The 24,904-nt window shown below is 66.7% G+C and carries 28 protein-coding genes and 1 tRNA gene; 19 read left to right on the forward strand and 10 right to left on the reverse strand.

Annotated elements, in window-relative coordinates:
• Window positions 1-18: 18 nt before the first annotated feature.
• Genes ACSSV8_RS10770 through ihfB form a run of 3 tightly spaced genes read right to left on the reverse strand, consistent with a single transcriptional unit; the run spans window position 19 to window position 1,309 of the window.
• Entirely contained in the window at window positions 19-666 is a 648-nt protein-coding gene (locus tag ACSSV8_RS10770; protein ID WP_454282429.1) for a phosphoribosylanthranilate isomerase, read from the reverse strand.
• A gap of 7 nt (window positions 667-673) precedes the next feature.
• Window positions 674-1,024 (reverse strand): DUF1049 domain-containing protein, encoded by a 351-nt coding sequence (locus tag ACSSV8_RS10775; RefSeq protein WP_354540420.1) that lies wholly within the window; start codon window positions 1,022-1,024, stop codon window positions 674-676.
• A 3-nt stretch (window positions 1,025-1,027) separates the two neighbouring features.
• Window positions 1,028-1,309 (reverse strand): integration host factor subunit beta, encoded by a 282-nt coding sequence (ihfB, locus tag ACSSV8_RS10780; RefSeq protein ID WP_354540456.1) that lies wholly within the window; start codon window positions 1,307-1,309, stop codon window positions 1,028-1,030.
• A 228-nt stretch (window positions 1,310-1,537) separates the two neighbouring features.
• On the opposite strand from ihfB, the gene ACSSV8_RS10785 reads away from it, so the two are divergent.
• The 5 genes from ACSSV8_RS10785 to ACSSV8_RS10805 all read left to right on the forward strand — a co-directional run bounded on the left by ACSSV8_RS10785 (window position 1,538) and on the right by ACSSV8_RS10805 (window position 6,017).
• Entirely contained in the window at window positions 1,538-2,515 is a 978-nt protein-coding gene (locus ACSSV8_RS10785) for a nucleoside hydrolase (RefSeq protein ID WP_454282430.1), read from the forward strand.
• Window positions 2,512-2,979: a GNAT family N-acetyltransferase gene (locus ACSSV8_RS10790; protein WP_454282431.1), complete on the forward strand. Its 468-nt coding sequence runs from the start codon at window positions 2,512-2,514 to the stop codon at window positions 2,977-2,979. Before ACSSV8_RS10785 ends, ACSSV8_RS10790 begins: the two co-directional genes overlap by 4 nt.
• A gap of 90 nt (window positions 2,980-3,069) precedes the next feature.
• Window positions 3,070-3,723, forward strand: a complete 654-nt coding sequence (locus ACSSV8_RS10795; RefSeq protein WP_354540423.1) for a protein-L-isoaspartate O-methyltransferase family protein — start codon at window positions 3,070-3,072, stop codon at window positions 3,721-3,723.
• A 26-nt stretch (window positions 3,724-3,749) separates the two neighbouring features.
• Complete coding sequence (locus tag ACSSV8_RS10800; RefSeq protein WP_454282432.1) at window positions 3,750-5,183, forward strand: TolC family outer membrane protein; 1,434 nt, start codon at window positions 3,750-3,752, stop codon at window positions 5,181-5,183.
• A 72-nt stretch (window positions 5,184-5,255) separates the two neighbouring features.
• Window positions 5,256-6,017 (forward strand): hypothetical protein, encoded by a 762-nt coding sequence (locus tag ACSSV8_RS10805; protein WP_454282433.1) that lies wholly within the window; start codon window positions 5,256-5,258, stop codon window positions 6,015-6,017.
• Here ACSSV8_RS10805 and ACSSV8_RS10810 read toward each other — a convergent pair.
• Window positions 6,002-7,468, reverse strand: a complete 1,467-nt coding sequence (locus ACSSV8_RS10810) for a cobyric acid synthase (protein ID WP_454282434.1) — start codon at window positions 7,466-7,468, stop codon at window positions 6,002-6,004. The genes ACSSV8_RS10805 and ACSSV8_RS10810 overlap by 16 nt on opposite strands.
• Before the next feature lie 70 nt (window positions 7,469-7,538).
• Window positions 7,539-7,865 (reverse strand): DUF6280 family protein, encoded by a 327-nt coding sequence (locus ACSSV8_RS10815; protein WP_354540427.1) that lies wholly within the window; start codon window positions 7,863-7,865, stop codon window positions 7,539-7,541.
• A 215-nt stretch (window positions 7,866-8,080) separates the two neighbouring features.
• Between ACSSV8_RS10815 and efp the strand changes: the two genes are divergently transcribed.
• On the forward strand, window positions 8,081-8,644 hold the full coding sequence (gene efp / locus ACSSV8_RS10820) for an elongation factor P (protein WP_354540428.1): 564 nt from the start codon (window positions 8,081-8,083) through the stop codon (window positions 8,642-8,644).
• A gap of 6 nt (window positions 8,645-8,650) precedes the next feature.
• Here efp and ygfZ read toward each other — a convergent pair whose 3' ends face one another.
• Window positions 8,651-9,388, reverse strand: a complete 738-nt coding sequence (ygfZ, locus tag ACSSV8_RS10825; protein WP_454282435.1) for a CAF17-like 4Fe-4S cluster assembly/insertion protein YgfZ — start codon at window positions 9,386-9,388, stop codon at window positions 8,651-8,653.
• A gap of 67 nt (window positions 9,389-9,455) precedes the next feature.
• On the opposite strand from ygfZ, the gene ACSSV8_RS10830 reads away from it, so the two are divergent.
• From ACSSV8_RS10830 to ACSSV8_RS10850, 5 genes are all read left to right on the forward strand, one after another.
• The gene (locus ACSSV8_RS10830) at window positions 9,456-10,136 is read left to right on the forward strand and encodes a TIGR04283 family arsenosugar biosynthesis glycosyltransferase (protein WP_354540430.1); all 681 of its coding nucleotides are present in this window, start codon (window positions 9,456-9,458) and stop codon (window positions 10,134-10,136) included.
• Between the two features lie 227 nt (window positions 10,137-10,363).
• The gene (locus ACSSV8_RS10835; protein WP_354540431.1) at window positions 10,364-11,227 is read left to right on the forward strand and encodes an FAD binding domain-containing protein; all 864 of its coding nucleotides are present in this window, start codon (window positions 10,364-10,366) and stop codon (window positions 11,225-11,227) included.
• On the forward strand, window positions 11,224-11,703 hold the full coding sequence (locus tag ACSSV8_RS10840; RefSeq protein ID WP_354540432.1) for a (2Fe-2S)-binding protein: 480 nt from the start codon (window positions 11,224-11,226) through the stop codon (window positions 11,701-11,703). The genes ACSSV8_RS10835 and ACSSV8_RS10840 overlap by 4 nt, the downstream gene beginning before the upstream one ends.
• A complete protein-coding gene (locus ACSSV8_RS10845) occupies window positions 11,703-13,946 on the forward strand; it encodes a xanthine dehydrogenase family protein molybdopterin-binding subunit (protein WP_454282525.1) in 2,244 nt (747 codons plus the stop codon). The genes ACSSV8_RS10840 and ACSSV8_RS10845 overlap by 1 nt, the downstream gene beginning before the upstream one ends.
• Entirely contained in the window at window positions 13,946-14,191 is a 246-nt protein-coding gene (locus tag ACSSV8_RS10850; protein ID WP_354540433.1) for a MoaD/ThiS family protein, read from the forward strand. The genes ACSSV8_RS10845 and ACSSV8_RS10850 overlap by 1 nt, the downstream gene beginning before the upstream one ends.
• A 29-nt stretch (window positions 14,192-14,220) precedes the next feature.
• On the opposite strand, the gene ACSSV8_RS10855 is transcribed toward ACSSV8_RS10850, so the two are convergent.
• Window positions 14,221-14,294 (reverse strand) — tRNA-Gly (locus tag ACSSV8_RS10855).
• 120 nt (window positions 14,295-14,414) lie between these two features.
• Between ACSSV8_RS10855 and rnd the strand changes: the two genes are divergently transcribed.
• A complete protein-coding gene (gene rnd / locus ACSSV8_RS10860; protein ID WP_354540434.1) occupies window positions 14,415-15,575 on the forward strand; it encodes a ribonuclease D in 1,161 nt (386 codons plus the stop codon).
• 68 nt (window positions 15,576-15,643) lie between these two features.
• Here rnd and ACSSV8_RS10865 read toward each other — a convergent pair whose 3' ends face one another.
• Entirely contained in the window at window positions 15,644-16,177 is a 534-nt protein-coding gene (locus ACSSV8_RS10865; protein WP_454282436.1) for a hypothetical protein, read from the reverse strand.
• A gap of 127 nt (window positions 16,178-16,304) precedes the next feature.
• Here ACSSV8_RS10865 and ACSSV8_RS10870 point away from each other — a divergent pair, with 127 nt between their 5' ends.
• From ACSSV8_RS10870 to ACSSV8_RS10880, 3 genes are all read left to right on the forward strand, one after another.
• A complete protein-coding gene (locus ACSSV8_RS10870; RefSeq protein ID WP_454282437.1) occupies window positions 16,305-16,715 on the forward strand; it encodes a SufE family protein in 411 nt (136 codons plus the stop codon).
• Between the two features lie 94 nt (window positions 16,716-16,809).
• Window positions 16,810-17,013, forward strand: coding sequence for a hypothetical protein (locus tag ACSSV8_RS10875; protein WP_454282438.1), 204 nt, complete (start codon window positions 16,810-16,812; stop codon window positions 17,011-17,013).
• 110 nt (window positions 17,014-17,123) lie between these two features.
• Entirely contained in the window at window positions 17,124-18,137 is a 1,014-nt protein-coding gene (locus tag ACSSV8_RS10880; protein WP_454282439.1) for a fatty acid desaturase, read from the forward strand.
• A gap of 3 nt (window positions 18,138-18,140) precedes the next feature.
• Here ACSSV8_RS10880 and ACSSV8_RS10885 read toward each other — a convergent pair whose 3' ends face one another.
• Window positions 18,141-18,998: a sigma-70 family RNA polymerase sigma factor gene (locus tag ACSSV8_RS10885; protein WP_354540438.1), complete on the reverse strand. Its 858-nt coding sequence runs from the start codon at window positions 18,996-18,998 to the stop codon at window positions 18,141-18,143.
• Window positions 18,999-19,087: 89 nt separating this feature from the next.
• On the opposite strand from ACSSV8_RS10885, the gene ACSSV8_RS10890 reads away from it, so the two are divergent.
• On the forward strand, window positions 19,088-19,672 hold the full coding sequence (locus ACSSV8_RS10890; RefSeq protein ID WP_354540440.1) for a MarR family winged helix-turn-helix transcriptional regulator: 585 nt from the start codon (window positions 19,088-19,090) through the stop codon (window positions 19,670-19,672).
• 67 nt (window positions 19,673-19,739) lie between these two features.
• Here the strand turns inward: ACSSV8_RS10890 and serS are convergent, their stop codons facing one another.
• Window positions 19,740-21,032, reverse strand: a complete 1,293-nt coding sequence (gene serS, locus ACSSV8_RS10895; protein WP_454282440.1) for a serine--tRNA ligase — start codon at window positions 21,030-21,032, stop codon at window positions 19,740-19,742.
• A gap of 172 nt (window positions 21,033-21,204) precedes the next feature.
• On the opposite strand from serS, the gene yajC reads away from it, so the two are divergent.
• Genes yajC through ACSSV8_RS10910 form a run of 3 tightly spaced genes read left to right on the forward strand, consistent with a single transcriptional unit; the run spans window position 21,205 to window position 24,901 of the window.
• Window positions 21,205-21,486: a preprotein translocase subunit YajC gene (gene yajC, locus ACSSV8_RS10900; protein WP_354540458.1), complete on the forward strand. Its 282-nt coding sequence runs from the start codon at window positions 21,205-21,207 to the stop codon at window positions 21,484-21,486.
• Between the two features lie 36 nt (window positions 21,487-21,522).
• A complete protein-coding gene (gene secD / locus ACSSV8_RS10905; protein WP_454282441.1) occupies window positions 21,523-24,156 on the forward strand; it encodes a protein translocase subunit SecD in 2,634 nt (877 codons plus the stop codon).
• The gene (locus ACSSV8_RS10910) at window positions 24,149-24,901 is read left to right on the forward strand and encodes a sulfite exporter TauE/SafE family protein (protein WP_454282442.1); all 753 of its coding nucleotides are present in this window, start codon (window positions 24,149-24,151) and stop codon (window positions 24,899-24,901) included. Before secD ends, ACSSV8_RS10910 begins: the two co-directional genes overlap by 8 nt.
• Window positions 24,902-24,904: the final 3 nt, after the last annotated feature.

Consider the following 24,904-nt stretch of genomic DNA (forward strand, 5'->3'; position numbering starts at 1 on the left):
CGAAACGGCCCTCTGGCGTCATTCGTCCCGCTGCGCCGCCGCGAGAAATGCCGTGATCCGTGCGGTATCCTTGACGCCCGGTGCGGATTCGACGCCCGAGGACACATCGACCTGCCGTGCGCCGGTGCGGGCGATGGCATGGGCCACGTTTTCGGGGGTAAGGCCGCCCGCAAGCAGCCAGGGGCAGGGCCAGTCCACATCCGAGATGAGCGACCAGTCGAAGGCGGCGGCGTTGCCGCCGGGGCGGGTCGCGCCCTTGGGGGGCTTGGCGTCGACCAGAAGCTGATCGGCCACCGCGCCGTAGGTTTCGATCAGCGCCAGATCCCCGGCCCCCGCGATGCCGATGGCCTTGATCACCGGCAGGCCATGGCGCGCGCGCACCTCGCGCACGCGGTCTGGGGACTCGCTGCCGTGAAGTTGCAGGAAATCCACCGGCACCTCGGCGCAGAGCGCATCGAGTGCCGCATCGTCCGCATCCACCGTCAGCGCCACCTTGGCCACGCCGGGCGGCACGTCGAGCGCAAGCGCGCGCGCGGCGGGCAGCGACAGGCTGCGGGGTGAGGGCGGAAAGAACACGAAACCGACATAGGCCGCGCCCCCCGCCACGGCGGTCGCGACATGCGCGGCCTCGGTGAGGCCGCAGACCTTGACACGGATTGCGGGCATGGGCGCGTCAGCTTGCCTTGTCGAGCAGGGCGAGCACCTCGTCGCTGTCCCGCTCGCGTTCGCCGCGCAGGCGCGTGACCTCGGCGCGCAGGCTGGCCAGTTCGCGGGCCTGACGGGCGGCAGCGGCGCGTTCGCCTGCCTCGCGGATCCATTCCCAGATGAAGCCCACGATGAGACCGAAGGCGATGCCGCCGAAGATCACCACGAAAAGCGGCAGGTCATAGGTCGGGTTGAGCGCGGCAAAGCCCGCAAGCTCGTCGGGCAGCACCCGCAGCGTGACCATGTTGCGATTGGCCAGCGCGATCAGCACGAGGGCAAGGCCGAAGATGGCGATCGAGGCGTAGCGGATATAGCGCATGGATCAGTGCCCGTTGAGCCGGTCGCGCAGAAGCTTGCCGGTCTTGAAGAAGGGGACGTGCTTTTCCTCGACCTCGACGCTCTCGCCGGTGCGGGGATTGCGGCCGGTGCGCGCATCGCGCTTCTTGACCGAAAAGGCCCCGAAGCCGCGCAGTTCGACCCGGTCTCCCCGGGCGAGCGCGTCGGTGATCTCGGTGAAGATGGTGTTCACGATCTTCTCGACATCGCGCTGATAGAGATGCGGGTTATCATCGGCGATTTTCTGTATAAGTTCCGACCGGATCATTCGGCGGCTCCCCCTCGGCGTGGCTTGGCAGACAGCTTTATTCTGCGCGACTATAGCCAGAATGGCGCGAAACCCAAATGGAAAGCTGGGGGCAAAGCGCGGGAAAGGCGGAAAATTTCCGGCAAGCGCGGCGGCAAACGCGATCAAGGCGCATCCGCGACCGGCGGCGTGGGATGCAACCGGGGGCCGAGCGGGCCGATTCGCTGCGCGCCGATGGACATTCGGGCGATGGCGCATCATGCTGTATCCGGTCGGGCAGAGGGGCGGCGCGTGGCGCGAAAGATCATCATCGACACCGATCCGGGGCAGGATGATGCCCTGGCGATCCTTCTGGCGCTGGCCTCGGGCGAGGCGCTCGAGGTGCTGGGCCTGACCTGTGTGGCGGGCAACGTGCCGCTCGGCCTGACCACCCGCAACGCGCGGCGGATCTGCGAACTGGCCGGGCGGCGGGATGTGCCGGTGATGGCGGGCTGCGACCGGCCCATGGGGCGCGATCTGGTCACCGCAGAGCATGTGCATGGAGAGGACGGGTTGCGGGGCGTGGACCTGCCCGCGCCGACCATGCCGCTTGATTCGCGCCACGCGGTCGATTTCCTGATCGAGACCCTGCGGGAGGCCGCACCGGGCACGGTGACGCTGGTGGCACTTGCCCCGCTCACCAATCTCGCCACGGCGTTTCGGCGCGCGCCCGACATCGTGGCGCGGGTGGCCGACATCGTGCTCATGGGGGGCGCGCATCGCGCGCTTGGCAATGTCACCCCGGTGGCGGAATTCAACATCCATGTGGACCCGCAGGCCGCCGATATCGTGCTCTGCGCGGGTGCGCCCGTTACCATCGTGCCGCTCGACGTGACCCACAAGGCGCTGGTCACGCCCGCGCGCAACGCCGCCTTTGCCGCGCTCCGCACGCGGGTGGGGCAGGTGGCGGCGGCGCTGAGCAGGCCCACGGGACGCGAGAGCGCGCGCCATGGCGGGCAGGGCGCGCCGCTGCATGATCCCTGCACGATCGGCTGGTTGCTGGCACCGGACCTCTTTGCCGCACGCGAGGTCAATGTCATGGTCGAGACCGGATCGGAGCTGACCATGGGCATGACGGTGATGGACTGGTGGGGGGTGACGGGCCGGCCGGCCAATGCGCGCGTGCTGCATGACATCGACGCGAACGGATTCTTTGATCTCCTGACCGCAGGTCTGGCGCGGCTATGACGGCCCTGACGCTGGCACGGCCCGACGATCTCGACCGGCTCTTGCCGATGGTGCTGGCGCGCGAGGGCGAGCGGGGAGGGACGACCGGAGAGGGCGCGCTCTCCGCAGCGCTCATGCCGCTGCTGGAGGGCAGCCCGCATGGCGCGGCCTATCTCATCGGGCCGCCGCGCGCGCCCATCGGCTATGTGCTCCTGTCCTTTGGCTGGTCGGTGGCCGCAGGCGGACTGGTGGGCCGGATCGAGACGCTGCATGTGCGCCGCGCCGTGCGCGGGCGCGGCATCGGTGCCGAGGTGCTGGTCAGCCTGCCGCGCGCGCTGGCGGGGGCGGGGCTGAAATCGCTTGATGTGGCGGTGGCGCGCGAGGATGCGCGGGCGCGTGCCCTTTTCGGGCGGCGGCACTTCGTGGCAGAGGACGATACGGTTGTGATGCGCCTCGAGCTTGGTCAGGCGCGGCGCGACCGATAGCCCTGCCGCGCGCGCGTTCCGGCGATTGCCGAGGCCGCGCCGATGTGTCAGAAGCGTCCTCAAGGTGACAACAAGACATGAGGTCGGCCGATGACCGATTATGCCGCGCGGCGCACCATGATGGTGGATACACAGATCCGCCCTTCTGATGTGACAAAGTTCCCGATCATCGACGCCATGCTGCGCGTCCCGCGCGAGGCGTTCGTGCCCGCGCGCCTGCGCGAGGCGGCCTATCTGGGCGAAAACCTCGATCTGGGCGAGGGCCGCGTGATGCTGGAGCCGCGCACTCTGGCCAAGATGCTTGACGCGCTCGCGGTCGAGGGCGACGATCTGGTGCTCGATATCGGCCCGATGCAGGGCTATTCGGCGGCGGTGATCGCGCGCATGGCCGAGGCGGTCGTCGGGTTGGAAGAGGACGCCGCCCTCGTCGAGGAGGCACAGCGCCTGCTGGTCGAGACAGGTGCCGACAATGTGGTGATGGTCGCGGGAACGCTGGCCGAGGGCGCGCCGGATCACGGACCCTATGACGTTATCGTGTTGGAAGGTGCTGTGGAACATCTGCCCGAGGCAATCACCGATCAGCTCAAGGAGGGCGGACGCATAGCCTGTCTCTTCTCGGAGGGTGTGCTTGGCGTGGTGCGGATCGGTTACAAGATCGACGGTCAGATGACATGGCGGCACGGGTTCAATGCCGGTGCGCCGGTTTTGCCGGGTTTCGAGAAACGGGCAGCGTTCACGCTGTGAGCGGCAGGGGTGCAGGAGGCGCGGTGATGGCGGGGCTGACCGGGATGACGAGGCGGATGGGTGCGCTTGCGCTGGCAGGGTTGGTTCTGCTGGCCCCGGCAACGGTGCTTCGCGCCGAGACACTGGCCGATGCGCTCAAGGATGCCTATCTCAACAGCGGTCTTCTGGATCAGAACCGCGCCCTGTTGCGCGCCGCCGACGAGGATGTGGCGCAGGCCGTTGCGGCGCTGCGCCCGATCATCGACTGGAGCACCGATATCACGCGCAATTTCAGCCGCGTGCGCTCGGGCTCGTCCAACACCTTCAACCCGGGGGCGAACGGCACCGCCGAGACCACCGCCAATATCGGCCTCACCGGCTCGCTCCTGCTCTATGATTTCGGGCGCAGCGATTTCCTGACCGAGGCGACAAAGGAGACGGTTCTTGCCACCCGCGAGACGCTGCGCAGTGTCGAACAGCAGGTGCTGCTGATCGCCGTGCAGGCCTATATGAACGTGATCCGCAACCGCGAATTCGTCGATCTGCGCCGCAACAACCTGCGGCTTTTGCAGGAGGAATTGCGCGCGGCCAACGACCGGTTCGAAGTGGGCGAGGTGACGCGCACCGATGTCTCGCAGGCCGAGGCGGCGGTGGCTCTGGCGCAGAGCGGTCTGGCCGTGGCGGAGGGCGATCTTACCCGTGCGATCGAGGAATTCCGCGAGGCGGTGGGGCGCGCGCCGGGCGACTTGCGCGCGCCGGGCGATCTGCCGTCACTGGGAAGCGATGTGGACGGGGCCAAGGCCGCTGCGGTGCGTCGCCACCCCGATGTTCTCGGGGCGCAGCGCAACGTGACTGTGGCCGAACTCAATATCAACGCGGCGGCGGCGGCCAGGTTGCCGCAGGTCAACCTGATCGGGCGGCTTGGGGCAACGAACGAATTGACCGGCTCGGGCTTTTCGCGCTCGGGCAGTGTCGGGGTGGAATTGCGAGGGCCGATCTATCAGGGCGGACGGATCAGTTCGCTGGAGCGGCAGGCGCGCGCGCAGCGCGATGCACAGCTTGCGCGGCTTCACCTGGCCGGGCTTCAGGTGAAGCAGGATGTGGGCAACGGCTTTGCCAACCTGCGCGCCGCACGCGCCTCGCGCACGGCCAATATCGAGGCGGTACGGGCCGCACGGGTCGCCTTCGAGGGCACGCGGGAGGAGGCGATGCTGGGCGCGCGCACGACGCTGGACGTGCTTGATTCAGAGCAGAACCTGCTTGATGCGCAGGCCAATCTCATTTCGGCCAATGCCGATGTGGTGATTGCGGCCTATTCGGTGCTGGCGGCGATCGGAGAGTTGACGGTGACGGATCTGAACCTTGGCGTGCAGACCTATGATCCGGCGGCCTATTACGATCTGGTCAAGACCGCGCCGGTGCCGATCAGCCCTCAGGGCCAGCAACTCGACCGGGTGCTGCGCGCGCTCGGAAAACAGTGAAAACTTTCTGAAACGGTTGTGCGGGCCGCGTCTCGCGGGTAAACTTTTCCGTGAGCAGACAAGAGGGCAGGCATGTCGGACCCCGTGACGAATGTCGATATCGAGGATGTTCTGGCATCCATCCGGCGGCTTGTGTCCGGCGGATCAGAGCAGGAGCGCGCTGCACCCTCGCGCAACGAGGCTGCCGAGCGGCTGGTGCTGACCCCCGCGCTGCGCATCGACGAAGGGGACGCGCCGCAGAAGGACGTTTTCGCGGCGGACCCGGTCGTGACGAATGACGACCTGCACAAGCCCGACGATCTGCCCGACGATCTGCCCGAGACAGAGACAGAGACAGAGAGCGAGGCCGGGACCGGGTTCGAGACGGAAGCCGGGAGCGCGGCCGAGGCAGAGGCAGAGACGGCAAGCGACGAGGCGGCCACGACTGAAGCTGCGGCGTCCCCGGACCGGACGGCCCAGTCTGCAGACATGTGGGAACCGGACGGCGATGACGAGGACGCGTTTTCCGATGCGTCCGAGGCCCCGAGGCTTGAATGGCGCGATGCCGATCCGGAGTTTGCGCCCGAGGCGGTCTCCTTTGATCCTGACGAGATGGCGGCGGATGATCTGGCCTCTGAAAGCTTCGCCCGCAGTTGGGATGCCGAAGACGAGGCCGTCGCCGCACCGTTCGAGCTTGACGAGGCGGTGATCGACGAGGAGGCGCTGCGCGATCTGGTGGCCGAGATCGTCCGGCAGGAGCTGATGGGCACGCTTGGCGAACGCATCACCCGCAACGTGCGCAAGCTGGTGCGCCGCGAGATTCACCGCGCGCTGACCTCTCAGGATTTCGACTGAACCGGCGGCGCGGCCAGCGATAGCAGCCGGTCGAGGTCCATCCAGTGCTCCAGATGGCGGGCGAGCGCGTCGAGCGTGCTCTCCACGGTCGTCTCGTAGAGCAGATCCGAGACCGCATCGAGATCGGCGAGATAGGCCGCGCGAAAGGCGTCCTCGGCAAAGAGCCCGTGCAGATAGGTGCCCTGAATGCGCCCGTCGGGGGATTGCGCGCCCTCGCTCCGGTCGCTGACGTTGAGCCAGCCGCGCGCGCAATCGGGGCCGGTCGTCTCGCCCAGATGGATCTCATAGCCACGCACCGCAGTGCCCGAGGCCATGTGCCGCGCCTCGGTAAACCCAAGCCGCTTGCGCGGGCGCAAGACCGTAGTCACGTCGAGATGACCAAGCCCCGTGACTGTCCCGGGTGGCCCCTCGATCCCGTTCGGGTCAGAGATGGACCGGCCCAGCATCTGATAGCCGCCACAGACCCCCAACACCCGGCCCTTGCGCCGGATATGGGCGGCCAGGTCGATATCCCAGCCATTGGCGCGAAACGTCGCCAGATCGGCGATGGTGGACTTGCTGCCCAAGAGCAGGATCAGATCGGCCGTGGCGGGCAGTGGCCTGCCTGCGGGCACGATCTCCACCGTCAGATTGGGCTCGTTCCCCAGTGGCGTAAGATCGTCGAAATTGGAGATCATGCCCAGATGCGGCACCGCGATATGCCGCGCCCCGTGGCGCGTGATGCTGGTCAGGTCCTGCACATCCTCGGGCGGCAGGCGCCAGGCGTGATCGAACCACGGCACCACCCCAAGCGAGGGCCAGCCGGTCAGATCGGCAATCGCCCGCTCGCCATCGCGGAAAAGCGCGATCTCGCCACGGAACTTGTTGACCGCAAAGCCCCGGATCATCGCGGCGTCCTCGGGGGCGATCACGGTTTTCGTGCCCACGATCTGCGCGATCACGCCGCCCCGGTCGATATCGCCCACGAGCACAACCGGCACGCCTGCCGCGCGCGCAAATCCCATATTGGCGATGTCGCCCGCCCGCAGGTTGATCTCGGCGGGACTGCCCGCGCCCTCGACAAGCACCAGATCGGCGGTGCGGCTGAGGCGATGGAAGCTGTCCAGCACCGCGCCCAGAAGGCGGGGCTTTTCATGCGTGTAATCCCGGGCGCCAAGGCTGCCCACGGGATGCCCCTGCACGATGACCTGCGCGCCGCGCGCGCCCTCGGGCTTGAGCAGGACGGGATTCATGTCGGTGTGCGGGGCGCGGCCTGCGGCGCGTGCCTGAAGCGCCTGCGCGCGCCCGATCTCGCCGCCATCCATCGTGACGGCGGCATTGTTGGACATGTTCTGCGGCTTGAACGGAGCGACCGAAAGACCCCGGAGCGAGAAAGCGCGCGCCAGCCCCGCAACCAGCAACGACTTTCCCACGTTGGAGCCGGTGCCCTGGATCATGATCGCGCGCGTCATCGCCCCCCCGCCAAAGCGAAGGCCCCGCCGCAGGCGACGGGGCCGGACATCTCGGTCAGCGGTCTCGCGCTCAGGCGGCCTCGGCCTCGGCCTGTGCTGCGGCGTGGCGACGCTCGCTTTCCTCGCGCGAGAGCGCGACGGAGGTGCGCACGCCCTTGGCGACGAATTCCATCAGCCCCTTGACGACGCGCTCGTTCGGGTCGATCCCGGCACAGCTCAGCACTTCGCGCCCGTCACGCGAGCGCGCCCAACGGGCGATCTGTTCCGGACCGTTGCCATATTTCTTGTCGTCGGAAATGGCATCATCCAGTGCGGCCAGCACCACGGCCGCGAAAAGTTTGCGCGCACGGTTGCCCTGTTCGGCATTGAACGCCGCGCCGTCAACGAAATCCTTCATTGTTCGTCCTGTTCTTATTGCTCTTGCGTTTCAGGCATCCGGGCGGTTATGACCGGTTTTATTCGATTCGGATAGGCCGCAAATGCATAACATCTATGCAAAATGCGCATGGCTCTGGCGATCCGAAAACGAAATATGGTTGTCTTGCCACCCTGCATCCCGCGAGATATAGGAACGGGCAACATCATATCAACCTTTTGTCACGGTTTGGCCCAATGCCCAAGATCAACGGAAACGAGATTCGCCCCGGTAACGTGCTGGAGCATAACGGCCATCTCTGGGCCGCGGTAAAGGTCGATCACGTCAAGCCCGGCAAGGGCGGTGCCTTTGCCCAGGTCGAGATGAAGAACCTGCGCAACGGCACCAAGCTCAACGAGCGGTTCCGCAGCGCCGACAAGGTGGAGCGCGTGCGCCTCGAGCAGAAGGACCAGCAGTTTCTCTACGAGGAGAACGGCAAGCTGGTGTTCATGGATACCGAGACCTATGAGCAGATCGAACTGCCCGCCGATCTGCTGGGCGAGCGGCGCCCCTTTCTTCAGGACGGCATGACCATCACCGTGGAATTCCACGAGAGCGAGGCGCTCCATGCCAGCCTGCCGCAAAAGGTGGTGTGCCGCATTGTCGAGACCGAGCCGGTGGTCAAGGGCCAGACCGCGGCCAACAGCTTCAAGCCTGCGATCCTTGATAATGGCGTGAAGGTCATGGTGCCGCCCTTCGTGGGGCCCGACGAGGCGATCGTCGTCAACACCGAGACCATGGAATATTCCGAGCGCGCCTGAGCGCGCTCAGCACCCCAGCGGATCGACCCGCGCCGCGCCCGCGCTCATGCCGGGGGTGGCGCGGTCATGGCGCAGATACGCGATGCCGCGCCCGCCCGCCTGGGTATAGAGAACGCCCGCGCTCTTGCCATCCGCGGTGGTGATCTCGCTGCCCACGGGGGCCGCGCCATGGACAGCCACCAGCGCCAGACCCTTTTTGAGCTCGGTCTTGTGCTTCATGCGCGCCGTGACCTCCTGACCGACATAACAGCCCTTGCGGAAATCGACGCCGCCCAACCGCTCGAACCCGGCTTCGAGGATATAGGTCTCGGGCGTCAGTTCCACGCCCGTTTCCGGGATGAGGTGGGCCACGCGGATGCGGTCGAAATCGGTGCCGTCGGTGCCATCCGCATCGCCATAAAGCCGCCAGCCCAGATCGGCGTGGCGCGGATCGGGCAGGGCGCCCTCGGGCGCGGGGCCGGTGCCACGCCGGACCTTGCGGTCCGTCTCGGCAATGCCCACGTCCGCGCGCAGTTTATAGAGCGAGAGGCGCTGCATCAGCGACGGTGCAAGACCCTCGGCCACGTCGAGCCAGATCGCCCCGCCCCGGCGCAGAAGGAAGAAATCGGCCAGATACTTGCCCTGAGGCGTGAGCAGCGCGGCATAGACAAGACCGTGATCAAGCCGTCTGACATCGTTGGTGATCAGTCCTTGCAGAAAGGTTTCGGCATCGCTGCCGGTGATTTCGAGGATTGTCCGCGCCATGCCCGTTCCCTTGTGCCGTCGCGTCCAATATAGGCAAAGCGGACGCGGGCAACAGGGGGGACAGGCGATGCGCGCCGCGCTTTCGGTGGTGATTCCGACGCTCAACGCGGGGCGGGGCCTGCCCGAATGTTTCGCGGCGCTGTTCGAGGGGGTGCGGGACGGGCTGATCCGAGAGGTGGTGGTCAGCGATGGCGGCTCGACCGACGAGACCCGTCTCATGGCCGAGGCGGCGGGGGCGGTGATCGTGACCGGCGCGCCGTCGCGCGGGGGGCAATTGCGGCGCGGGGCCGGGGTGGCGCGGGGTGAGTGGCTGCTTTTCCTGCACGCCGACACGGTGCTGCCCGAGGGGTGGGCCGAGGGCGCGCGCGCGCATATGGCGCGGGGCGGGGCTGCGGCCTTTAGTCTGACGTTCGACGCGGGCGGGCTCGCCCCGCGTCTTGTGGCGGGGTGGGCCAACCTGCGCTCGGGTCTCTTCGGCCTGCCCTATGGCGATCAGGGGTTGCTCATCGCGCGCGCCGACTATGACCGCGCGGGCGGCCATGCCGATATTCCGCTGATGGAGGATGTGGCGCTGGCGCGCGCACTCGGGGGTCGCATCACGCTTTTGCCGCTGGCGGTGCGCACCTCGGCGGCGCGGTTCGAGCGCGAGGGCTGGCTGCGGCGCGGGGCACGGAACCTCTGGCTGCTCTTGCGCTATCTGTGCGGCGCGGACCCTGTGCGGCTGGCGGAGCGGTATCGGCGGGGGTAGCGGGCGATTTTATGAAAGGCCAAAGCGGTTTGCGCGTCGGGACTGGCCTGGTGCTGCCCGTGACGTATTCCCCCGCGCGGCTGAGCACTCTATGTCGAACGTCCGCATCGGTCCGGAAACGCCCCCCTTGCGTCAGCCTGTTTGCGTCTTGGCCAGACTTGCGGGATAGTCGGGCCAAGGGCGCTGAGTCCCTCAGGCCAGCGCGCAACTGAACCAAGGAGCAAGCCATGCGATTTGAAGCGCCACGCAGCGTGGAAGAGGCGGTGACGGCCCTGGCCGGTCAGACGGGGGCGCATGTTCTGGCGGGCGGCACCGATCTGTTGGTCAAGCTGCGGTCGGAGATGATCGAGCCGGAACTGATCGTGGATATCAAGCGCATCAAGGGAGTGCGCGAGATTGCGGCTGAAAAGGGCGGCTGGCGCATCGGGGCCGCGGTGTCGGGTGCCGAGATGGGCGAGCACGCGGGGCTTGTCGCGGATTGGCCCGGCGTGGTCGAGGCGGCGGGGCTTATCGGCTCGACGCAGGTGCAGGGGCGCGCCACTCTGGCGGGGAACCTCTGCAACGCTTCGCCTGCCGCCGATTCGGTGCCCGCGATGGTCGCCGCCGGTGCCGTGGCGCGGATCGTGGGGCCCGAGGGCACGCGCGATCTGGCGGTGATCGACGTCCCAAAAGGGCCGGGCAAGACCGCGCTGGCGCGGGGCGAGTTCATCGTCTCGATCTTCCTGCCCGCGAAGGCGCCGCGCTCGGGCGATGCCTATCTGCGCTTCATCCCGCGCACCGAGATGGATATCGCGGTGGTGGGCTGCGGCATTTCGCTGAGCCTTGACGAGGCGGACCGGGTGACGGCGGCGCGGGTGGCGCTTGGCGCGGTCGGGCCCAAGGTCATTCTGGTCGAGGCGGCAGCCGAGGCCATCAAGCGCCGGGTTCTGGACGAGGCGGCGCTGGCGGATCTGGCGGCGGCCTGCTCGAAGGCCGCGACACCGATAGATGACAAGCGCGGCACGGTCGATTTCCGCCGCCACGTGGCGGGCGTTCTGGCCCGCCGCGCGGCGGTGATCGCCGCGGCGCGCGCGAAAGGAGACAAGGCATGAGCCGGATACATGTGACAACCACGATCAACGGCGACGCGACGGAATTTTTGTGCGAGGCCGAGGCGACGCTGCTCGATGTGCTGCGCGACGAACTGGGCCTGACGGGCACCAAGGAGGGCTGCGGCACCGGCGATTGCGGGGCGTGCTCGGTCACCGTCGACGGGCGGCTTGTGTGTTCCTGCCTGATGCTGGGGGCCGAGGCCGAGGGCCGCGAGATCACCACCATCGAGGGCATGGCCACGGGCGAGCGGCTGCATCCGCTCCAGAAGAAATTCATCGAGATGGCGGCGCTGCAATGCGGCATCTGCACGCCGGGTATCCTCGTGGCGGCAAAGTCGCTCTTGGAGCGCAACCCCGACCCAAGCGAGGAAGAGGTGCGCTATTGGCTGGCGGGGAACCTCTGCCGCTGCACCGGGTATGACAAGATCATCCGCGCCGTGATGGAAACGGCGGCGGACATGCGGAGGGCATCGTGATGGCGCTTGATGACAGCAATAAAACCCGCGTTTTCAAGGTGGTGGGCACGCGCCCCGACCGGCCCGACGGCATCGACAAGGTGACGGGGCGCGCGCGGTTCGGCGCGGACATGGTGGCGCCGGGGATGCTGACGGGGCGCATCCTGCGCTCGCCTCATGCCCATGCGCGGATCCTGCGGATTGATGCGTCGAAGGCCGAGGCGCTGCCCGGCGTCAAGGCGGTGGTGACGCGCGCGGATTTCGGCGACGTGCCGGATCATGTCGCCGATATCATGGAGAACTGCATGGCGGGCGAGAAGGCGCTTTACGATGGTCACGCCATTGCCGCCGTGGCCGCCATTTCGCCCGCCGTGGCGCGGCAGGCGCTGCGGCTGATCGAGGTGGAGTATGATGTTCTGCCGCATGTGACCGACGTGGACGAAGCCATGAAGCCCGACGCACCGGTGCTCCACGAGGGGCGGCAGCAAGAAACCGTGCCGCCGGGCATGTCCCAGAACGTGATCGCGCGTTCTGAATTCGGCCATGGCGATATCGAGGCAGGGCTGAAACAGGCCGACCGCGTGCTGGAGCGGACCTATCGCACGGCGGCCACCCATCAGGGCTATATCGAGCCGCATGCCTGTCTGGCGACGATGAGCGCGGATGGGCAGGGCGATCTCTGGGTCTGCACGCAAGGGCATTACATGGTGCGCAACACCTGCGCTGCCATTCTGGGGCTGGAACAGGGACAGTTGCGCGTGACGGCCAGCGAAATCGGCGGAGGCTTTGGTGGCAAGACCACCGTTTTCCTCGAGCCGGTGGCGCTGATGCTGGCGAAGAAATCCGGGCGTCCGGTCAAGATGGTGATGAGCCGATCCGAGGTGCTGCGCGCGACGGGGCCGACCTCGTCCACCTCCATCGACGTGAAAATCGGCATGAGGAAAGACGGCAAGATCACCGCCGCCTATGCCGAATTGCGCTATCAGGGCGGGGCCTGGCCCGGCTCGCCGGTCAATATGGGGGCAATGTCGGGCTTTGCGCCCTATGATCTGGAAAACGTCAAGACCGTGGGCTGGGACGTGGTCACCAACCGCCCCAAGGCCGCGGCCTACCGCGCCCCCGGCGCGCCGATGGCGGCCTTTGCGATTGAAAGCGCGATTGACGAATTGGCCAAGGGTTTTGGCCTCGACCCGCTGGCGGTGCGGCTGATGAACGGCGCGGATGAGGGCACGAAATCCTCTTACGGGCCGACCTATCCCGCCATCGGCCTCAAGGCGACGCTGGAGGCGGCGCATAAGCATCCGCATTGGACAGCACCTTTGGGGAAAAATCAGGGTCGGGGGGTTGCCTGCGGCTTCTGGTTCAATTTCGGCGGCGATACCTGTGTCTCGCTCAACGTGACGCCCGATGGCACGGTGACGGTCTCGGAAGGCAACCCCGATATCGGCGGATCGCGTGCGTCGATGACGATGATGGCCGCCGAGGAGCTGGGCATCCCCTATGATCAGGTGCGCACGATCATCGCCGATACCGGGTCGCTCGGGCAGAACGAGGTGACGGACGGCTCTCGCGTGACCTTTGCCGTGGGGCTGGCTACGATCAAGGCCGCCGAGGCCGCGAAAAAAGAGATGTGCCGCCGCGCCGCAATGGTCTGGGGCATCGACGCGGAGGCCGTGGAATGGGAGGACGGCGCGGCGCGCCCTGCCGGTCCCAATGCCGGCAAGTTCCCGCCCATGACCATCAAGGACATCGCCGCCGTGGCCAGCAATACCGGCGGGCCGATTGCGGGCCACCACGAGGTGACCGCCGAAGGCGCGGGCGTGAGTTTCGCCACCCATATGGTCGATGTCGAGGTGGACCGCGAGACGGGGGCCACGAAAATCCTGCGCTACACGGTGTTTCAGGACGCAGGCAAGGCGGTGCATCCGTCCTATGTCGAAGGGCAGTTTCAGGGCGGTGCGGTGCAGGGAATCGGCTGGGCGCTCAACGAGGAATACATCTACGGCGAGGATGGCATCCTGCAAAACGCGGGCTTCCTCGATTACCGGATTCCCGTGGCCTCTGACCTGCCGATGATCGACACGGTGATTCTGGAAATCCCCAATCCCGGCCACCCCTACGGCGTGCGCGGCGTGGGCGAAACCTCCATCGTGCCGCCCTTGGCGGCGGTGGCCAATGCGGTGTCGGCGGCGGCAGGGGTGCGGATGGCGCAATTGCCGATGTCACCGCCACGCGTGCTGGCGGCGATCCAAGCGGGGGGCTGATGGTCAAGGTGCTGCTCTGGGGGTCGCTTGCCGATCTGGCAGGCGGCGCGCGCGAGGTGGAGGTGGAGGCCGACACCCTGCGCGCGCTGCTCGACGGTCTGGCGCGCGATCACCCCGGATTGCGGTCTGAGTTGTCGCGCGGCATCTCGGTCTCCATCGACGGGCGCATCTACAACGATAGCTGGTTCACGCCGATCACCCCCGAGAGCGAGGTGGTGCTTTTGAAGCGATTGCAGGGCGGATGAGGGCAGGGCCACCCATCCTGTCGGGCGGCTGGAGCGGGTGAAGGGAATCGAACCCTCGTATTCAGCTTGGGAAGCTGCTGCTCTACCATTGAGCTACACCCGCATTCTCCTTGCAGATACCACCACGGGCCCGCAGGCTTCAAGCCGAAAGTGTGGCCATTTGCATCGCGCGGGGACTCGTCTATACCGGCGTCGGGCGGGAAATTGAAAGCAAAGGGCAGGTATGCAGACCATCACCACCACCGAGGCACTTGCCGCGTTCTGCGCGGCGGCGCGCGGGCACGATTATGTCACCGTCGATACCGAGTTCCTGCGCGAGCGGACCTATTATTCCAAGCTGTGCCTCGTGCAACTGGCCATGCCCGGCAAGGGCGATGAGGGTGCGGTGCTGGTCGATCCGATTGCGGGCGGTGCGGCGCTGTCGCTTGAGCCGCTCTACGAGCTTTTCCGCGATCCGAACGTGGTCAAGGTGTTCCATGCCGCGCGGCAGGATCTTGAGATATTCCAGGTGGATGCGGGCGTGATCCCGGCGCCGCTTTTTGATACGCAGGTGGCCGCGATGGTCTGCGGCTTCGGCGAGCAGGCAGGCTACGAGACGCTGGTCAAGCGCATCGCCAAGGGCACGGTGGACAAAAGCTCCCGGTTCACGGACTGGTCGCGCCGCCCGCTCACCGAGGCGCAGATGGTCTATGCCCTGGCCGATGTGACGCATCTGCGCCAGATCTACGAATTCCTTGCCCGCAAGATCGAGAGCACGGGGCGCACGAAATGGGTGGCCGAGGAAATGGCCGTGCTGACCAACCCCGAGACCTATCGCACCGATCCCGATGAGGCGTGGCGCCGCGTCAAGACCCGCAACACTGCGCCGAAATTCCTTGCCATCCTGCGCGAGTTGGCGCGGTTCCGCGAAACCTATGCGCAGGCGCGCGACGTGCCGAGGAGCCGCGTCTGCAAGGATGACGCGCTTCTGGAACTGGCCGCGACCAAGCCGCAGACGCTCGACGATCTGGGCCGCTCGCGGCTTCTGCTGCGCGAGGCGCGCAAGGGCGAGATCGCCGAGGGGATCCTTGCCGCCGTGAAGGCGGCGCTGGCCTGCCCGCCCGAGGCCCTGCCGCGCGTCGAGGACGAGGCGCGGGCCCCGGCCAATCCGGCGATTGCCGACATGCTGCGCGTGCTTCTGAAGGCGCGCAGCGAGGCGTCCGGCGTGGCGTCCAAGCTGATTGCCAGCGCCGCCGATCTGGACCATCTGGCCGCAGGCGGGCGCGATGTGGCGGCACTTTCGGGTTGGCGGCGCGATGTGTTCGGTGCCGACGCGCTCCGGCTTTGCGCGGGCGAGGTGGGGCTGGTGGTGCGCGGCGACACGGTCGAGGCCGTGCCGCTCTAACTTATTGATTTCGCATGTTCGAGAAGCTCAAAACCGGTTCCCACTTTTGAGCAACATGCATGGGCGCGTCAGAGGCGGATCACCTGCTCGTTCTGCCCGCCGCGCACGCGGATTTCGCGCGCGCCCTCGAGTTTCTTGCGCGAGATGAACACCGCTGCCAGAATCCTGCGCGCGCGCTCGGGTCCCTGTGGGGTATCCTCGGGCTGTTCGGCGCGAAGCTCGTAGCCGATCACGCCGTCGATGGCCTCGCCCTCGGGATGGTCGGGGATGAGGCGCACGTCGAACGCGCCCTGGCGCAATGTCAGCCCCTCGACCCGCAGCAGCACACCGCCCGAGGCGGGCTTGAGTTCGGCATTGGTGATCGCCGCGACGGGGGTGCCCTCATAGGGCGGGTCACGTCGGCGGCGCTGCATCGAGGCGAAGATGCCTTCTTCTTCGTCGCGCTCGGGAATCAGGGGGTTGGTATTCTCGGCCTCTGCCTCGGCGGTGCGGCGCGCGCGCCGGCCAGAAAAGAGGCCGCGACGGCGCGGACGCTCCCGGCCTGCGCCGCATCCCGCCAGCACGCCCGCCGCCGCAAGCCCAAGAAAAACCCGTCGCTTCATGCCCGATGCCCTCACCACGATCCGTGACTTGCCTACCCTATGGCCGCGCGCTTGAAAAGATGCAAGCGAGGGCTGGACCTGCCGCGACCCCGGCCTTAGGTCTTGCCCGACAGAGCGGGAGAGCGGCATGGCAAGCGAGGCATTCGAAGAGATCGTGGCGGATTTCGAGTTTCTGGACGAGTGGGAAGACCGCTATCGCTATGTGATCGACAAGGGCCGCGACATGGCCCCGCTGGACGATGCGCTCAAGGTGCCCGCCACCAAGGTCGAGGGTTGCGCCAGTCAGGTCTGGCTGCATCCACGCATCGAGGACGGGCGGTTTTCGTTCGACGGCGACAGCGACGCGATGATCGTGCGCGGCCTCATCGCGGTGCTGCGCGCGCTATATAACGGTGTGCCGCTGGCCGAGGTGGGCCGCGTCGATGCCCAGGCCGAACTGGCGCGGCTGGGTCTGGACGAGCATCTTTCGGCACAGCGCTCCAACGGGGTGCGCGCGATGATCGGGCGCATCCGGGCGGTGGCGGCGGAGGCGGTCTGACGAAGGCGGGCTTCTCGGCGGGCTGATTTGTTGTTAACCTTTTGCCATTCGTCAGGGGGGCATTGGGCCGCAGCCGGAGGGCAGAGGAGTGGTTATGGACAGATATTCAGGGGTTTGGGCGGCCATCGCGGCGCTGCTTTTATCGGGTTGGGGCGCTGACGTGGTGCGTGCCGAAACCGTGGCGACGCTCGGGCAAGGCGTGACGGTTTACGAGCACGGCGGCGGCTGCCGCAAAAGCTCGCCTCCCGGCCAGTGCTGCCACATGGAAAAGAAGACCGGGCAGGTGCACTGTCACTGAGATTTTTCCACTGAGATTTTTCCCGTCAAGTGGTTGATTAAGGTCACGGCAAATTCAATTTATCCCGTTAGACCATCGGTTAAACTCTGTGCAATACCGGAGGGGGGACAATGACCGCGAGCGACACGACGGCCGAGCTGCGCGCCTTTCTGAAACCCTATACCCGCAAGAGCGATCTGCGCGGCGCGCTGTCCTTTCTGGGCACGCTCGCGGCCTATGGTGCCGCGCTGTGGGGCGCGGCGGGGCTTGTGGGGGGCGGGCACTGGCCGCTTGCGGTGCCGCTGGTGGTGCTGATGGCTTTCGCCTCGGTCCGGCTTTACGTGCTTCAGCATGATTGCGGACATCATTCGCTGTTTGCGACGCGCTGGCTCAACGATGCGGCGGGCCATGCGCTGTCGGTGTTCTCGCTCACGCCCTACCGGGTGATGCAATACAATCACAATCAGCACCACGCCTATCTCGGCAATCTCGACCACCGCGAGACGACCGAGATCTACACCATGACGGTGCGCGAATGGCAGGCGGCCCCGTGGTATCGGCGGCTGTGGTACAGGCTCTATCGCAACCCGCTGGTGATGCTGCCCGTGGGGTCGGTCTATACCTATTTCCTCGCCTATCGCTGGCCGCGCAATACCGCGCGGGTGGGGGCGCTGGGCGTGATCGCGCATAATGTGGCGCTGGGGCTTTCCCTGCTGGCGGTCTGGGCGCTGCTAGGGGCGGGCGCGCTGGTGCTGGTGTTGGCCAGCGCCGCGCTCGGGGGGGTGATCGGCGTGTTCATGGTCTATCTTCAGCACAATTTCGAAGAGACCTATTGGGACCGCAAGCCGGAGCTCGATTTCCGCAAGGCAACGCTGGTGGGGTCAAGCTCGCTCGATCTGGGGTGGCTCTGGGATCTGGGCTCGGGCAATATCGCCTACCACGACCTGCACCATTACAATCCGGGCATTCCGTCCTACAATCTGCGTCGCTGTCAGAATGACCTGCCCGATCACCTCAAAAGCCACGAGCCGATCCGCTGGCCCGAGGCGTTGCGCAGTTTCTCCCTCAAGCTCTGGGATGAGCAGCAGGGGCGTCTGGTGCCGTTTCCGCGCGCGCATCGGACAGAGACCATCGCGGCAGAGTAGGGATCAGGCAAGGCTGAGCATCCCGTCATCCGCGCCCATCCGGTCGCGCAGCCGCTCCAGCCCGCGCTCGCGCAACTGGCGCACCCGCTCGCGCGAGATGCCGTGGATCGCCGCCAGATCGTTGAGGGTGAGCGGCGGGTCTTGCAAGACATTGGCGACCACGATGCGCCGCTCGCGCTCGGGCAGCGCATGGAAATGGCGGATCATCCCGGCGCGCAGGCGGGCGCGCGCCTCGGTTTCGGCATAGGCCGCCTCGGTATCGGTGTTCGGATCGGGCAGAAGCTCGAGCGCCTCGTTGCCCTCTTCGGTCACCGGCGCATTGAGCGAGGCGTCGCCATGGCCGAAAAGCGCCCGCATCTCGGTCAGCGTGTCGGGCGTGGTGCCAAGCGCACGGGCGATGCGGGCATCGCGGTCTTGCGCGCTCTCGCCGGGATGGGGCGGCATGGTTTCCTCGATGGCGCCAAGCTGAAAGAAGGCCTGCCGCGCCCGCGCCGAGCGCCCGCGCCGCACCAGCGACCAGTTGAGCATCCGGTAATCCTGCAATTCGGCGCGAATCCACCAGACAGCATAGGTGGCGAACCGGATGCCGCGATCCGGTTCGAACCGGTCCACCGCGCGCATGAGCCCGATAAAGGCCTGCTGCATGAGGTCGGGATCGGCCTGCGAGCGGGTGCGGGTAAAGCGCGCGACCATGGCGTGCGCCAGCGGCTCGAAGGCGGTCACAAGCCGGTTGCGCGCCGCCACGTCACCCGTCTCGCGCCAGGCGCGGGCCAGCCGCGCCTCCTCTTCCTGCGACAGAAGGGCAGGGCTGGACCGGCGCGGGCGGCGCTGACGGTCGGGGGGGAAGTAGGGTTTGTTCATGGCGGGGCTGCGCTGGTTATGGTTTCGAATCGAAACTATCTGCGCCGCGCGCTCTGGTCAAACCAATTTCGTTTCGCTATTATAATCCCATGGTGCACGAGACCCAACCCGACCCCGCGACCCTGGCCGAACTTCTGCTGCATGTGGCGCGCGCGAGCCATGCGGAGGAGGCGGGCGGGGCGCAGATGACGGCGGCGCAATGGACCGCACTGCGGTTTTTCGCGCGCGCCAATCGCACCTCGCGCACGCCCTCTGCCTTTGCCAGTTTCCAGGCGACGACGCGCGGCACCGCCTCGCAGACCCTCAAGACGCTGGAGGCGCGGGGCCTCTTGGCGCGGCGGCGCTGCGCGAATGACGGGCGCAGCGTGCTCTTTGACGTGACAGAAGCAGGGCACATGGTGCTTGCTCATGACCCGCTGCGGCACCTGAGCCGCGCCATCGGCGGGCTGGCCCCGGCGGAGCGGGATGCGCTTGGACGGCTCTTGCCCGATCTCGTGGCGCGGCTGGCAGAGATGCGCGGGGCCGAGGGAATCGGGACCTGCGGTAGCTGCACCCATTACGAGGAGCGCGGCCAGGGCGGCTATTGCGCCTGCGTGGCGATGAGCCTTGCGCCGTTCGAGATCGGCCAGCTTTGCACCCGCCACAGCCCGCGCCCGGCATTGGCAAGCGGGTAGGGGGGCTGTCTGCCCCCCGCCGCCCCTGCGGGCGGCCCCCCCGAGGATATTTTCGGCCAGAAGAGGCTCAGGCGAGGGTGCCCGCGGCGCTCAGATGGGTCTTGCCGCCGAGATAGGGGATGAGCGCGTCGGGCAGGCGCACCGAGCCGTCGGCCTGCTGGCCGTTCTCCAGCACCGCGATCAGGCAGCGCCCGACCGCGAGACCCGAGCCGTTGAGCGTGTGGACGAATTCGGGTTTGCCGCCGCCTTGCGGTTTGAAGCGGGCGTTCATGCGGCGCGCCTGAAAATCACCGCAGACCGAGACCGACGAGATTTCGCGGTAGGTGTTCTGCCCCGGCAGCCAGACCTCGATGTCATGGGTGCGGCGTGCGCCAAAGCCCATGTCGCCGGTGCAGAGCACGATGGTGCGATAGGGCAGGCCAAGCCGCTCGAGGATGCCCTCGGCGCAGCCGGTCATGCGGTCCAATTCGGCGCGGCTGTGGTCGGGGTGGGTGATCGAGACCATCTCGACCTTTTCGAACTGGTGCTGGCGCAGCATTCCGGCGGTGTCGCGCCCTGCCGATCCGGCCTCGGAGCGGAAGCATTGCGTATGCGCCACCATGCGGCGCGGCAGGCTCGATTCCTCCACCGTCTCGCCATTGACGAGATTGGTGAGCGTCACCTCGGCCGTGGGTACCAGCCACCAGCCATTGGTGGTCTCATAGCTGTCCTCGCCGAATTTGGGCAACTGCCCGGTGCCCTGCATCATCTCGGGGCGCACCAGCACCGGCGTCCATGTCTCGGTGAGGCCGTTCTCGGTGATATGGGTGTCGAGCATGAATTGCGCCAGCGCCCGGTGAAGGCGTGCCACCGCGCCCGAAAGCACGACGAAGCGCGCGCCGGAAAGTTTGGCGGCGGCTTCGAAATCCATGCCTGCGGTGACGGCGGGCAACTCGTAATGCTCTTTCGGGGGGAAATCGAACGTGGCGGGTGTGCCCCAGCGGCGCAATTCCACGTTGCCGGTCTCGTCCGCGCCATCGGGCACATCGTCATGGGGCAGGTTGGGGATCGCCATGAGCCTGTCGGTCAGTTGCACATCAAGATCGCGCGCCTGCGTCTGCAGGGCCGCGACCTCGGCCTTTTTCTCGGCCACCAGCGCGCGCAGGCGCTCGAATTCGGCCTCGTCGCCGCGGGCCTTGGCGGCACCTGCGTCCTTGCTGGCACGGTTCTGCTCGGCCTGTGCGCTCTCGGCGGCGTGGATGCGGGCGCGCCGCGCCTCGTCAAGCGCTAGGATGTCGTCCGAGACCGGCGCAAGACCGCGCCGCGAGAGGGCGGCGTCGAAAGCGGCGGCATTGTCGCGGATCGCGCGGATATCGTGCATGGGGCTGGTCCTCGGCTCGGATGAATCGTCACGCCGCGTGATAAACCAGATTTCGAGGCATGGACAGGGCGCGCGCCCGCGCCCTTTCGTGCCTTGCAAAACCCCGGTCGCACCCCTAGGTTCGCGCCAATTCGCGGGGGTGGTCCCGCAGCATCAAGAAGGACGCGACCCGATGGAAGCCTTTGCGCAATTCATACCCCTCATCCTCATATTTGCGATCATGTATCTGCTGCTGATCCGCCCGCAACAGAAGAAGATGAAGGAGCACAAGGCCATGGTCGCGGCGCTGCGCCGGGGCGATCAGGTGATCACGCAGGGCGGCCTGATCGGCAAGGTGGCCAAGGTCAAGGATGACAGCGAGATCGAAGTGGAACTGGCCGAGGGCGTCAAGGTCCGCGTGGTGCGCCACACCATCGCGCAGGTCGTCTCGAAGACCGAGCCGGCCGAAGGCTGAGCCGCGCCCCCCTGACCCCTCTGAAAAGGCCCGATCATGCTGCAAATCGACCTGTGGAAACGTGTGACGATCTGGGCGGTTGTGGCGCTCGGGCTGCTTCTGGCGCTGCCGAACGGGTTCTATACCAAGGTCGAGCGGCATAACGACGCCGCAGCCCTGGTCGAGGCGGGGGCCGATCCGGCGGGGCTGGCCGATGATCTCGCGCTCTGGCCCGATTGGCTTCCCTCGGGGCTGGTCAATCTCGGGCTTGATCTGCGGGGGGGCGCGCATCTTCTGGCCGAGGTCAAGGTGGGCGATGTCTATCAGGCGCGGCTGGAGGGCATGTGGCCCGAGGTGCGCGACCTGCTGAGAGAGGAGCGCGACCGCGTCGGGCCGATCCGCCTTCAGCCCGCGCAGGGGCCGGAATTGCGCGTGCGCCTTGTCGAGCGGCCCGAAATGGCAAGCGAGGCGGCGGCGCTGGTGCGCGGCCTTGCGCGGCCCGTCACCACGCTCACCGGGGTGGGCGCGAGCGACATCGACGTGACCACCCAGGGGGCCGACATCATCGTGCGCCTGAGCGAGGCCGAGCAGCGCGCCACCGACGAGCGCACCATGCGCCAGTCGCTCGAGATCATCCGGCGCCGTGTCGATGAGGTGGGCACGCGCGAGCCGACGATCATGCGGCAAGGGGCGGATCGAATCCTTATTCAGGTGCCGGGCATCGGCTCGGCGGCGGAGTTGAAGGCGCTGATCGGCACCACGGCGCAACTGACCTTTCAGCCGGTCGTGAGCCGCAGCGGCAATCCCGATGAAGCCCCCGGACCGGGCAACGAGATCCTGCCCTCTATCGACGAGCCGGGGACATTTTACATTCTCGAGCGCGCGCCGGTGGTCACGGGCGAGGAGCTGGTCGATGCGCAGCCCGATTTCGACCAGAACGGGCGCCCTGCGGTGTCGTTCCGCTTCAATCCGACCGGCGCGCGCAAATTCGGTGATTATACTGCGCAGAATATCGGCAATCCCTTTGCCATCGTGCTCGACGGCGAGGTGATTTCGGCCCCCGTGATCCAGAGCCACATTCCGGGCGGCTCGGGCATCATCACGGGCCGTTTCACCGTCGAGGACAGCACGCAACTGGCGGTGCTCTTGCGCGCGGGGGCACTGCCTGCGGGGCTGGAATTCCTTGAGGAGCGGACCATCGGGCCTGAATTGGGGGCAGACAGTATCGCGGCGGGTAAGGTCGCCAGTATCGTAGCCTTTGCATTTGTGCTGGTCTACATGATGCTGAGTTACGGTATTTTCGGCATTTTTGCAAATATCGCGCTGATAATCAACGTCGGCCTTATCTTTGGCCTGCTGAGCCTTGTGGGCGCGACGCTGACCCTGCCGGGGATCGCGGGGATCGTGCTGACCATCGGCATGGCGGTGGATGCCAATGTGCTGGTCTTCGAGCGCATTAAAGAAGAGATGAAGACGGCCAAGGGCGCGGCGCGCGCCATCGAGCTGGGCTACGAGAAGGCGATGAGCGCCATCGTGGACGCCAATATCACCACCTTCATGACCGCGCTCATCCTCTTTGCCATGGGGTCGGGGCCGGTGCGCGGTTTTGCCATCACGCTTGGCCTGGGCATCCTGACTTCGGTCTTTACCGCGCTTTTCGTCACGCGCTTGATCGCGGTGATCTGGTTCGAGCGCAAGCGCCCCAAGACCGTGTTGCAGGGCCGCGCGCTGCGGTTGGTGCCCGAGGTGACGTCGATAGATTTCTTTGGCCGCTGGAAGCTGTGGCTGGGCATCTCGGGGGTGATGATCCTTGTGGCTCTTGGCTCCTTCGCCATCCAGGGGCTGAATTTCGGGATTGATTTCAAGGGTGGCACCACCATCCGCACCCAGAGCGCGCAGCCGGTCGATGTGGGCCAATACCGTGCTGCCATCTCCGATCTGGGCTTGGGCGATATCAGCATCGCCGAGGTGTTCGACCCGACCTTTGGCCCCGAGGAAAACGTGGCCATGGTGCGCATCCAGGCGCAGGACGAGACCGAGAGCGTCGCGCCCGAGGTGATCGCGCAGGTCGAGGCGGCCTTGCAGCAGGCGGTGCAGGACATTCAGTTCACCTCCGTTGAAAGCGTCGGACCCAAGGTCTCGGGCGAGCTGATCACGGCGGCGGTGATCGCGGTGGCGCTCGCCATCGGGGCGGTGCTCTTCTACATCTGGCTGCGGTTCGAGTGGCAGTTCGCCGTGGGGGCGGTCATTGCGCTGGTGCATGACGTGGCGCTGACGGTGGGCGTGTTCTCGGAATTGCAGATCCAGTTCGATCTGGCGATCATCGCGGCGCTTCTCACCATTGTCGGCTATTCGCTCAACGATACCGTGGTGGTGTTCGACCGCGTCCGTGAGAACCTGCGCAAATACAAGCAGAAATCCCTGCGCGAGGTGCTCAACATTTCGATCAACGAGACGCTGAGCCGCACGATGATGACCTCGGTCACGACGCTTCTGGCGCTGATCGCGCTTTACGTGCTGGGCGGCGACGTGATCCGGGGCTTTGTCTTTGCGATGATCTGGGGTGTGGTGGTGGGCACCTATTCGTCGATCTTCGTGGCCTCGACCGTGCTCATGTGGCTGGGGGTCACGCGCGACTGGTCCAAGCCCGATGCCAATGCCGGGACGCAATTCGCCAACATAGATGCCTGAGGCGCTGGCGGGGGTTCTCGCCACGCCGGGGCTGGTCTGGCTGATCCTTGCCATTTCGGTGGCGGGGGTCGTGCGCGGGTTCACCGGCTTTGGCACGGCGCTGATTTTCGTGCCGGTGGCAGGGATGTTCCTGCCCCCGCAGATGGTGGTGGCGGTGATCACGCTGACGGGAATCGCCAGCACATCGGCCCTTTTGCCGCGCGCCTGGGGACAGGCGGACCGGGCCGAGGTGGGGCTGTTGGCCCTTGCCGCGCTGGTGACGGTGCCGCTGGGGCTGTGGCTCATGGGGCGGCTTGATCCGGTCACGATCCGGTGGATCGTGGCGGCGGTGGCGGGGGGCACGCTGGTGGCACTCGTCGGGGGCTGGCGGTTTTCGGGCGTGGTGGGCCGCCCCATGCTCCTTGCCATCGGCGCGGTGGCGGGGGTGATCGGCGGGTTGACAGGGCTGACCGGGCCGGTCGTGATCCTCTTCTACCTTGCCGGTCAGGCCATGGTGCAGACCGTGCGGGCCAACACGATCCTGTTTCTGGCCGCGCTCGACGTGGTGATCGTGGCCAATCTGCTGCTGCGCGGCGCAGTCGAGGGGGCGGTTTTCGTGCTGGCCCTGACGCTGGCCGTGCCCTATTTCGTTACATCGCTGATCGGCCAGCGGCTGTTTGACCCGCGCCATCAGCGGCTTTACCGTTGGGCGGCTTATGGCGTCATAGCGCTCGCCGTTCTGAGCGGGCTGCCCGTCTGGACATAGGGA

It is taken from the genome of Roseovarius sp. MBR-79, from assembly GCF_053628555.1.